Source organism: Shewanella sp. SG44-6 (genome assembly GCF_014164185.1).
In the GTDB taxonomy this organism is placed as follows: domain Bacteria; phylum Pseudomonadota; class Gammaproteobacteria; order Enterobacterales; family Shewanellaceae; genus Shewanella; species Shewanella vesiculosa.
Genome location: NZ_JACJER010000153.1, coordinates 1 through 9455 on the forward strand (window position 1 = coordinate 1; position 9455 = coordinate 9455).

The following is a 9455-nucleotide window of genomic DNA, read 5'->3' on the forward strand; positions in this document are numbered from 1 at the left end:
GGTTTGGCTCGCGAGTGGAATACGCAGGAACCAATTTCTTGGAATATTTCTTGTCCGTCAGCCGGTAATGCATTTTTAGACAGTCTGCCTAGGTTAAAAGTATTAGCTGAACGATATCAATCTGTCTCTGATTTTGAGATTTTCGCGAAAGCTCTTAATAAAAATGTATGTGAAGAGCATAACATTGACGTATTTATTACGCCGTTAGAAGCTCGTCATTTCTTGACCATAGCTTTTTCTATATATGCTTTAGAACAAATGCGTATTTTAAAAAGCCATAGGGCTTGGCCTTGGTACAATTGGATAAAGCTACACAATAATGAGATACGATCTGCCATATCCCTAAACTATGATCTTCTTTTAGAGTCGATATTTGATGATCTCAAGAAACAATATTTTTCATTACAAATCAATCACCATGGATACGGAATTCCTTTAGTTAAACCTCATGGTTCCGTTGATTTTGAAATAGCCCCAAATAGCATCTCATATTCCGCATCTTACCCATTAACTAATTTTGTTGATTTGAACGACTCTCAAATAATTAGATTGGATCGAGATAATCTAGTTTATCCTCGCTCTCAACCGCTTTGTATAATACCGAACGAAGCAAGTAAATACACAAATTACCAATGGGTTGCACGAGCGAACAAATTATTCAATGAAGAATTAGTAGTTTGTACTCATTGCGTCTTTATCGGAATATCGTATTTTCCATGTGATAGACCAGAGATAGATGCAATTATTGAATCTTTGCCAAAATCGGCTCAGATAATAGTAGCAAACCCTAATCCTCCAGCCGAATTCATGGAAAAAATAAAAGGTCGCCCAGTTCTGGTCTGGGATTCATATGACGGCCCTGTAGATAAAAATGGTAACTTATTGGTTCTAAAGAATATTAAGACTGGAAACAAGCTAGTAAACTGCTTTTGTGGTAGTGGGCTGAGTTACCATTATTGCTGTGGAGATCAATTGTTATAACAAGGCAATCAACGCGGATTTGGGTACGCTGTCACCTTTTTCGCTTACGCAAAAAAAGCCGCCAGCGAACCCAGACCGGTTATGGCAGAGTTAATCTAAATTCACCATACTTATCATAATGCGAATAGTGAGTGTTAGATCTTAGGCACTAACACGCTTCTGTCCAAAAACGTGTTTGGTTTAACTATAATATGTATCAAAAAATTATTAGTTCCGATTCTAAAGCAACCTATCAATATTAATAAAATGTGTAGACACTTTGTGGGGAATCGTCTGATGCATTAGGGAACTATATTATTAATTATAATTAAAGTTTGAAATCCGATACTGAGTATTATAAGTATTCAAAATTAGGTCCTAGAATGGCGAATCGAACGTGGACACTACTTTTTCTCTAAATCCTCCTAAAAGCTCAAAAGACTGAGATACTAAACCTATAGCATTCTTAGGTGTGACTATCTCCAGTGAATCGACTTGCAAGGGCTTTTTATTAAAGCTACTTCCAACTTCTAGTTTGCTAGTATCTCTAGGTGAAATGTTATCTTTCATAACTTCATCTTTATCTAACGATATAGCTTCTGACGGACTAACATTGACGGGGGGATTATATATTACAGGCAGATCCGGTATTTCTTCTGCTATACGATTTGCAAATTCGACAAGCTTCGGCTCTGCAAAAGTGAATAGCCACGCTTGTTGGTCAACAGATGTGGTCATTCGTAAAATACGGCCTAATACTTGCCTAAAATAGAGCTCAGTTTTAACTCTACTGAGGTGACAACATACTTGCAAACGTGGAATATCCGTTCCCTCACTTATCATCCCAACACTGACTATCCAGTTGATCGAACTGTTCCGAAATTCATTTATTCTATGTGAAGGTTCATTTTCTTTATACGTAACAATTTGAGCTGTTTGATTAAACTCAGTTTTAAGCATGTTAAAGATATATGCAGCATGCTCTGTTGATGAAGAAACAATCAGTCCAGCGGCATTAGGATTGACCTTCTTGATGATTTTAAGCTTGTCTGTTGCTAGTGTTAAAATATGTCTGAGCGCTTCATTATTTTTGATGACCGATTGGTAAGGAACCGATTTATCCTTAAATAATTCATCAAAACAGTTAAAGGTTTTGGTCTCATTATCTTTGTCAGTAACTGATATTTTTTCATTATCTATCAGTACTATTTTGGGGCTGCGACATACAATGTCAGCAATGGCTTCTTTTAGACCATAAATGAAATCGCATTGAATTTTATTATCTGGATCAGTATATCGAGACAAGGCAATTGGAGACTGATCTGAACGCCATGGCGTTCCCGTCAAAGCTAAAGTGTACCGAGCCTTGTCTTGTATGTTGAGTAAAATTTCTTCACCCCATACATTTGCATCTTCAATCGTTCTCCCTGAACAATGATGGATCTCATCAAAGACCACTAAAACTCGATTCTTCTCTAGTAATTGCCAAAAGTCTTCTTTAAAAGATAGCATTCCTTGATAAGTATAAGAGCAACCGATAGAGCCAATCACACCATCAAAACGACATGACAACCGTTGTGAAAATGTTTTCTGAATTCCCTGTGCGATATTCACTGAAGGCGAAAAACAAAGAACAAAATCGATAAGGCCTTGTTCAAATAATCTAGCGGCCACTTCAGATGCCATAACCGTCTTTCCTGCCCCTGGAGTAGCTAAGCAGAGGAAATGTCTCTGGTTAGCACTAAATTGCTTTGTGGCGTGATTGACGCACTCTGACTGCCATTGCCTTAGTTGCATTATATTTACTTCTGTTGGTGAGTGAGCACAGACTTAATTGCCTTTATCTGTCCCAGTAACTTCGAACTATTTTCTCTAGCAAGCATATATTGTGACTCAAGATGCGATTTCATTTCAGGGAATGAATTATATAAACGCATATATTCTTCTGACTCTCCAATACTGGTGAGCAAATCAACTTCCGATTGCTTAAGACGTTGTTCTAGATTTTGTATTTTATCTTTACTAATATTTTCGGCTTGCGATAAAGGATGATAACTTTGCTCATCACTAGTGCTTATAATGAAATTCGTTTTTGAAAATAATTCTGTCTTCTGGTATGTGATAGATTTTAAGCCTTCGTTTTGAGATTTTTTCAAAAGCCCTTTTTTAACCAATCTAGATATTTGTCGATAAATGAAATTGTATGTTTGGCTTACACTTTCACAGCCCTGTGAAACCGCATGATATACATCTCGTAATTCTATAACTTGAAAATGATTGAAGCTCTCATCCTGGAGAATAGTATGTAATGTTGAACATATTTTGATTGAAGCTTTTGGCATAACGTTCTCACAAGGCTCTATTACTCACTCATTTTGAGTGTTAGATGGACATAAAAAATAATTGCGGATTATAGTCCGTGGCTTTATAAGCCGCAACTTTAGATAGTCTTTCTTTTTAATGAGATTAAAAATGAAAGACTTAGCAGTACAATTTGGACGAAAACTAAGAGCTAAACGTAAAATTCTTGGAATCTCACAGGATAAAATGGCTTTATTAGCGGAAATGGATCGCAGCTATGCAGGTAGGATTGAGCGTGGTGAAGTCAACATTACACTTGAAAAGGTGTATCAATTAGCAGAAGTACTTGAGTGTGATGTAAAGGAATTACTTCCTTGACTATAAATATTACATTACCTAGATCAACGAGTATTAGAATAGTCCTAACTCGTATTTGGACAGAAACGTGTCAGTTGACTCGCTAATTTAGTGATAAATGAATCAACCCATTTATCTATCATCAAACGTCTAGATGTCTGATAGACATCTATGTGGCGGACCAAATTAGCTAACCCACTACATTGAACGCTCTATGGATTAGACCAGAACAACTGGTCAAGAAAAGGGTAAAGAGAACTTATAAAAGAAGGTAGATCATTTGGTGTACTTGATATGTCTGCAATAGCAAAAGTAGATCGCAAAAATTATACAAATATCTAAGTGTTTAGAAAAATCAAATTTGATTACATTGTCCATAAATATAAGCTAATTCAGCGACTGTTTTCGCGGAGAATTTTTTTAACAAGGTTGCACGGTGCACCTCTACAGTTCGCATAGCAATACAAAGTTCGTCGGCTATTCGTAAATTACGTTTGCCTGCAATAATTAACCGAAGAATATCCTTTTCTCTCTTGGTCAATGATGCATAAGCATCATTGATTTTCATGGTATTAATATTTACTGTAGATTGATTTAACCCTTTATTTATGGCTAAAGCCAGCTCACTTCCTTTAACCGGCTTCTGAAAAAAATTTACCGCTCCAGATTGTAAAGCATCCACTGCCATTGGCACATTACCATGCCCTGTAAGATAAATAACGGCCAGAGGGCTTTTGGCTTCATTTAACAATTGATGCACCTGCTGACCTCGCAAATTAGGCATGCGGCAGTCTAAAATGACACAACCAGGCATATTTAAATCTATAGCATTTAAGAACTGTTGTCCGTCTTCAAATGTAGTAATTGTAAAATCATACTCTTCAAGCATAAACTTTAGCGAGTCACGCACAGATTTATCATCATCAACGACATAAACGACTAAAGAGGGCAATACATTATCCATATCTATTTCCTGTTATTTCGGTTACTAGAATAGGTAATGATATTTTCACTATACAACCATTAGGTTTGATCGATCGAAGCATAAATTCTCCTTTATGCATTTCTATTACATCACGGCAAATCGCAAGTCCTAGTCCCAGCCCATCTTTTTTGGTACTGACAAATGCGTCTACCGGGTTGTCATGTTCTAATCCAGTGCCATTATCGACAACTTCAAGAATGAATTTATCTTGCCGATAGTTCGTCCGTATAATAATTTCAGGATGATATCCAATATCTGGATGGCGTTCAAAATGCGTTAAACAAGCCTCCATAGCGTTATTAATGACATTTATTATGACTTGTTGCAGACCGACAATGTCGACCTCAACATTAGCCGGTTTGCCTTCTATTTCACGAAATATACCGACTTCTAGCTTTTGAAGTCGAAAATGCAGCAACTCAATTGTATCGTCCAGTAACTGTTCTATATCAAGCAGTTGCTTCTCAACTGTGCGTTTGGTAATGAGGGTTCGTAAGCGATTAATAATGGCATCCGCGCGGTCAACTTCACTTTGAATTTTTTCAAATACGGGAACAATATCTTGGTATGGTAACTTTTTAGCCAAACGCAATAAACCACCTTCACTGTAATTTCGAATAGCCGCTAATGGTTGATTTATTTCATGTGCCAAACTGCTACCCAGCTCACCAACAATGGCGACTCGTTGTGAATGTTCTAACATTTCACTTTTCTGTTTCAAACGATACTGTGTTTTCTCCAATTCTTGCTTATTTTTACTAAAACAATATTCCAACCAAAAATGGTAAGCGTTGATAATAATAAAAAATATAAAGATTACCCAAGCCCACTCCTGATGAGAACGAAATAGTCGCAAAGCTTGTTTCCACCAAGATTGTTGTAGCGGTAAAATATCTAGAGCTTGATACACTTTATCGATAGATAGCAGGTTAACTGACGATGTCCAGCCAGAAGCTCCTGCGGCAATGATTGCAGGATTATCATTAGGCATAGACAGCAATACCCGCGAGATTTGTTTTGCCAACCTATCTGAACCTCGTTCTGTTTTTGCAAGAGACCAATTTGGATACAGTGGCGTTGAAACTTGACAGGCAAAATTACTGTTATCTTTTAGGTTTAATACCCGAAAGTTTTGTTTATCTATCAGGCCTTCTTTACTCATATTTTCTAGCAGACAGACAGGAACTATTGCTGCTTCGACATTATTATCTCTAAGTTGATAAAGATTCGCGTCAATTGGAAAGCCTAAATAATGCACGTCAGCAAAAAAGTCATTGGGATTAATCCCCTGTTGGGCTATTTCATAGCGAAGAGTTAAATATCCACCAAATGCTTTCTCGGAAACGGCCGCCATCGAAAGACCAACGACATCTTCAAGGGTTTGATAAGCAGAGCTAGCCCTCACCACCAGTGCTGAACCAATACCAGAATGAGTATTTTCTGGTGTCTTGTTAGTTAAAGTCGCTATCCACGACAAAGTATACTGCCGCCCTAATGTGACCGATTGCCCAGGATTAGTGAGTACAAAATCTAATGTTTGTTGGCTAACAGCATCAGCCATAGTATTTAAATCCAACGGATGCAGCACAAAATTAACGTCAGATATCTGCTGATTAAGCCAATCAACCGTAGGCTGCCAACGTTGCTCCGAGTATAAATGTCCGCGAGTGGCAAGTACGCCGATATTAACGTTTGGTTTTTCTGAGATTGATTGGGCTGATATTGGTAACGCCATTAACGCCATCCCCAAAAAAACGGCATAAAAATAACAACGAAACCATCGTCTTATGACCATTACTATTCCTCAGTTGAAAACTTAAAACAGATTAATAAGCTGTATAACAATGTCAAAAGTTGTTTTAGATCAATGTTTATTTAGTCATGTGGAAATCCACAATACCAGCTTAAGCATAATTTACTGACAATAAGCACAAGAGATAATAATCAAGTCAGGTGAATTATGGATTCTAACAAACGCCGCTTTCTAAGTGCAATGACTGCAGGAGCAGCTTTGATCCCAATTGTGGGAGTCAACACGGCCACCGCAGCCATCATTGTACGTAATAATGATGAAGAAGATCGTAAAGGAATGGTTGGAAAACGCTACGCTATGGTCGTTGACTTAAGAAAATGTGTTGGTTGTCAAGCTTGTACCGTTGGGTGCAGCATTGAAAATCAAACACCAATCGGCCAGTTTAGAACGACTGTGAAACAATATGAAGTGAGCCTTATTGACGGTTCTAAAATTACTAAAGAAGTAAAATCCTTCATGTTGCCTCGACTCTGTAATCACTGTGAAAATCCTCCTTGTGTTGCTGTGTGTCCTGTTCAAGCTACTTTTCAGCGTGAGGATGGGATTGTCATGGTTGATAACAGTCGTTGTGTAGCTTGTGCTTACTGTGTTCAAGCATGCCCTTATGATGCGCGTTTCATTAATGAAGAAACTCTCACCGCTGACAAATGTACTTTCTGTGCTCATCGCCTTGAAAAAGGTTTATTACCTGCCTGCGTTGAAACGTGTGTCGGTGGTGCGCGTGTTATTGGCGATCTGAAAGATCCATCAAGTGAGATTAATCGTCTATTAACAGAAAATAAAAATGATATAAAAGTGCTTAAACCTGAAGAAAACACTTTACCTCATGTGTTTTATATTGGCATGGATGAACGTTTTACCAGCCATATTCAAGCTAAACCAGCCATTTATGATCCCAAAGGAGTGTAGCTATGAACATCACTGAAGTCTTAGTGCCGGCACAGCAAATGGCTTGGCTACCTTGGGCAACACAATATTTCTTCTTTATTGGTTCCGCGTACGGCGCAGCAATATTATTTATCATTGCACTTATTTTTAAACAATACACGACTCATCAACTACGTGCTGCATTAGTCTTAACGCTTGCTATTTGTGCTGTCGTTGGGCCATTAGCGCTGACTGGCGATTTGCATCAGCCTGGTCGTGCTTGGCATTTTTATGCTTACCTTACCTCTTGGTCGTGGATGTCTATGGGATCGATTTTTTTACCTATATTTTCAGGACTCGCGGTTCTAACGGCCTGGCTATATTTGAGAAACGACTTAATGAACTTGCAAAAAAGTGATAACAAGGTTTTTCAAGTCATATCGAGATTGTCATTAGGGCAGTGGAAAACCTGTCATAGCATGATGATTAGCGTGGCTTCGGCCACAGTGGTATCGAGTTTATCAATTGCATTTTATACCGGCGCAGAAATAGCAGCCGTTCATGCCCGTCCACTTTGGGACCAACCAGCCTCCCCATTAATTTGGTTTACCACCGCTTTTCTGGGAGCTGTAGGGTTATCGTTGATTATATGGTTGCTTTTCCCTAAACAAGGCACGGCCAATGAACTGTCAAAGACTGATATTCGAATGGTCAAACAGACCATAATATTAAGCAGTATTTTGGCATTGATCCTTATCCCGATATGGGCATCTGGTAATGTTGTCTTCTCGCTATTTGATAATAGTGATTGGGTTAATAACCTCGTGATATTAGCGCTATCAATTTTCAGCTGTGTCATTTTAGTTTTGCTTACCATGCGCTTTAACTGCAGTCGTCTAGTGCTATTTTGTAATGCTTTAGTATCAATAACAGCATGTTGGATAACGCGCTGGATAACCATGATGGAAGTTCAAACTATCCCCAAATTTGACGCAGGACCTTATCCCTATTCACTCCCTATGGGAAGCAGTGGTTTGTTAGGGATTTTAGGTATGCTTGGCCTTTGGATTGCGCTAGCAATGCTCGCTTCTGAGCTTGTGCAACCCAAGCGTAATCACAACGATGATACAACACTCACCAACCACTAATTTAAGAGGATTTCACTATGGATAACAAACGTCGATTATTTTTGAAATCAGGCCTTGCTGTGAGTGGTCTGGGTACTTTTGCTGCTGGATATGCCGGCACGACAAAACATATGATAGAAGGTGCTATTGAAGGCACTTCAGGAAAGAAAACTCGTGATATTCATCATGGAAATTCATTAGAACCTGAGTATGAAGTGAATAAAAAGGGTAACCTCATTCCCAATCACAACCAGCGTGTCGCACCATCCATGTGCTATGGGTGTTGGACACTATGTGGCGTGCGTGTGCGGATCGATAATCGCAATGATGAAATTTTACGGATCAGCGGTAATCCATATCATCCGTTATCACATCAAACCCCTATTACTTTTAATACCCCAGTAAAAGATGCTTATTTAAGCCTCACTGGTGAGTCAGGGCTTGAAGGCCGCTCAACAGCCTGTGCTCGTGGCAATGGTATGCTTGAAATTCGCAATAGCCCTTATCGTATTACTCAGCCATTAAAACGTATCGGTAAGCGTGGTGAAGGCAAATGGCAAAAAATCAGCTATGAGCAGCTGATAGAGGAAGTTGTTGAAGGTGGCGATTTATTCGGTGAAGGTCACGTTGACGGCCTAAGGGTAATACGTGATATCAATACTCCGATAGATACGCAAAATCCAGAATATGGCCCGAAAGCGAATCAGTTACTGGTCACTAATGCCGGTGACATACCAATGAAGATAATATACTCAGCGTTGTTTAAGTCAGGCTTTAGATGAGCAAACTTGTTAAGGTCATTCATAAAAGCACCACTGCCTGCGCGAAAAGCATAGCCACAATATGAACCGTGATGGCCAAAATTACGGGTACCAAAGCTATTAAATGCAAAACGCTTTAAAATATCATCTCGCCCTTCATTACCCGCATTAGTGACCAGTAACTGATTCGCTTTCGGGCCATATTCTGGATTTTGCGTATCTATCGGAGTATTGATATCACGTATTACCCTTAGGCCGTCAACGTGACCTTCACCGAATAAATC

General features: G+C 38.8%; 8 protein-coding genes and 2 pseudogenes. 5 read left to right on the top strand and 5 right to left on the bottom strand.

The genetic code is table 11. The annotated features are described in order from the left end of the window. A partial coding sequence (locus H5185_RS19200; RefSeq protein WP_182742897.1) for a hypothetical protein occupies positions 1-981 on the top strand: 981 nt, incomplete at its 5' end. Between the two features lie 357 nt (positions 982-1338). Here H5185_RS19200 and H5185_RS19205 read toward each other — a convergent pair. Next, complete coding sequence (locus tag H5185_RS19205; protein WP_182742898.1) at positions 1339-2757, bottom strand: DEAD/DEAH box helicase; 1419 nt, start codon at positions 2755-2757, stop codon at positions 1339-1341. A 5-nt stretch (positions 2758-2762) separates the two neighbouring features. Continuing rightward, entirely contained in the window at positions 2763-3302 is a 540-nt protein-coding gene (locus tag H5185_RS19210; RefSeq protein ID WP_182742899.1) for a response regulator, read from the bottom strand. 130 nt (positions 3303-3432) lie between these two features. Between H5185_RS19210 and H5185_RS19215 the strand changes: the two genes are divergently transcribed. Further along, the gene (locus tag H5185_RS19215) at positions 3433-3639 is read left to right on the top strand and encodes a helix-turn-helix domain-containing protein (RefSeq protein ID WP_124018451.1); all 207 of its coding nucleotides are present in this window, start codon (positions 3433-3435) and stop codon (positions 3637-3639) included. A gap of 334 nt (positions 3640-3973) precedes the next feature. On the opposite strand, the gene H5185_RS19220 is transcribed toward H5185_RS19215, so the two are convergent. Then, the gene (locus tag H5185_RS19220) at positions 3974-4582 is read right to left on the bottom strand and encodes a response regulator transcription factor (RefSeq protein WP_182742900.1); all 609 of its coding nucleotides are present in this window, start codon (positions 4580-4582) and stop codon (positions 3974-3976) included. Beyond that, positions 4575-6398 carry a sensor histidine kinase gene (locus H5185_RS19225; RefSeq protein ID WP_182742901.1) on the bottom strand — a complete coding sequence of 608 codons (1824 nt, stop codon included), beginning with the start codon at positions 6396-6398 and terminating at the stop codon, positions 4575-4577. Before H5185_RS19225 ends, H5185_RS19220 begins: the two co-directional genes overlap by 8 nt. 165 nt (positions 6399-6563) lie before the next feature. Here H5185_RS19225 and dsrO point away from each other — a divergent pair, with 165 nt between their 5' ends. From dsrO to H5185_RS19240, 3 genes and pseudogenes are all read left to right on the top strand, one after another. After that, a complete protein-coding gene (dsrO, locus tag H5185_RS19230) occupies positions 6564-7325 on the top strand; it encodes a sulfate reduction electron transfer complex DsrMKJOP subunit DsrO (RefSeq protein WP_182742902.1) in 762 nt (253 codons plus the stop codon). A 2-nt stretch (positions 7326-7327) separates the two neighbouring features. Further along, a complete protein-coding gene (nrfD, locus tag H5185_RS19235) occupies positions 7328-8431 on the top strand; it encodes an NrfD/PsrC family molybdoenzyme membrane anchor subunit (protein ID WP_182742903.1) in 1104 nt (367 codons plus the stop codon). A 17-nt stretch (positions 8432-8448) separates the two neighbouring features. After that, positions 8449-9141, top strand: a pseudogene (locus H5185_RS19240) (tetrathionate reductase subunit TtrA); the annotation flags it as partial. Here the strand turns inward: H5185_RS19240 and H5185_RS19245 are convergent. Further along, positions 9114-9455: pseudogene (locus H5185_RS19245) on the bottom strand (tetrathionate reductase subunit TtrA); the annotation flags it as partial. The pseudogenes H5185_RS19240 and H5185_RS19245 sit on opposite strands and share 28 nt — an antisense overlap.